Origin of the sequence: Bartonella sp. AC535YNZD (genome assembly GCF_042196625.1) — a bacterium.
Taxonomy (GTDB): Bacteria; Pseudomonadota; Alphaproteobacteria; order Rhizobiales; family Rhizobiaceae; genus Bartonella.
Genome location: NZ_JBHIQP010000065.1, coordinates 1 through 863, shown reverse-complemented (window position 1 = coordinate 863; position 863 = coordinate 1). Strand labels below are relative to the sequence as shown.

Annotated in this window: 1 pseudogene; it reads left to right on the top strand. The window is 41.6% G+C overall.

What is annotated here, in order from left to right:
- Positions 1–863 (top strand): annotated as a pseudogene (locus ACFIM8_RS09175) (filamentous hemagglutinin); the annotation flags it as partial.

Here is an 863-nt window from a genome sequence, read left to right as displayed (position 1 = left end):
GATTTAAGCAATAATCGTTCTCATATTTACACGCCGCAAACGCTGTATTTAATTGCAGATCATATTGATGTCTCAGACAGTAAATTGACTTATGGCGGTTTAGATTTTAACAGCACCAATGCCCTTGATATTCACAATGCGCGGTTACAAGCCGTAAGAGATGGCGGTGGGACTGGAGATATTCTTTTTGTTGCCCCAAGCGTTATGGTGGATAAGGCAAGCTCTGTTTTAGCAGCACGAGATTTCGTGATCAAAACGGGGGAGCTTGGAAATAGCGGTCAATTGGCATCGGGGCAGGATTTAGTCTTTAGCGTGACGGGCAATGTGACCAACAACAAAACGGGCTTAATTTATGTGAAGGGCAATGGTGCTTTACAAGTTGATGGGGCTTTGTTGAATGATTTTGGCACCATAATGGCAGAAGGTGATTTATCTTTTACCAATGCGGCTGGCAGCGGAAAAAGCCTTTCCCTTGTTAACAAAGCAGGCTTTATTCAAGCTGGTGGAAACTTAAATATCCAAACCAACACCCTGAAAAACGAAGCTGATAGCACGCCTGTCATCACAGAAAAACCGAATATAGCGATATTTCTTTCCAAAGACCAAAGGGTTCTGATCAACTCAGTGATGGGATGTTATATCATGATGCGAAAATTGGTCTTTGGGGACAAGGGCACGAACATCAAGATGATAACGGAGTTTGGAAAGGACACTTATACATTTACTTAGATAATCCACTTTGGAATAGTAAAGAAGAAACCTATGGCACCGCAATTTCAAGCGATGGAACAGTCTATAAGGCATTTACTTGGAAATATATTGACGAAAGAAACTCTGTAGAACAGTATCGATGGAATGGTTCT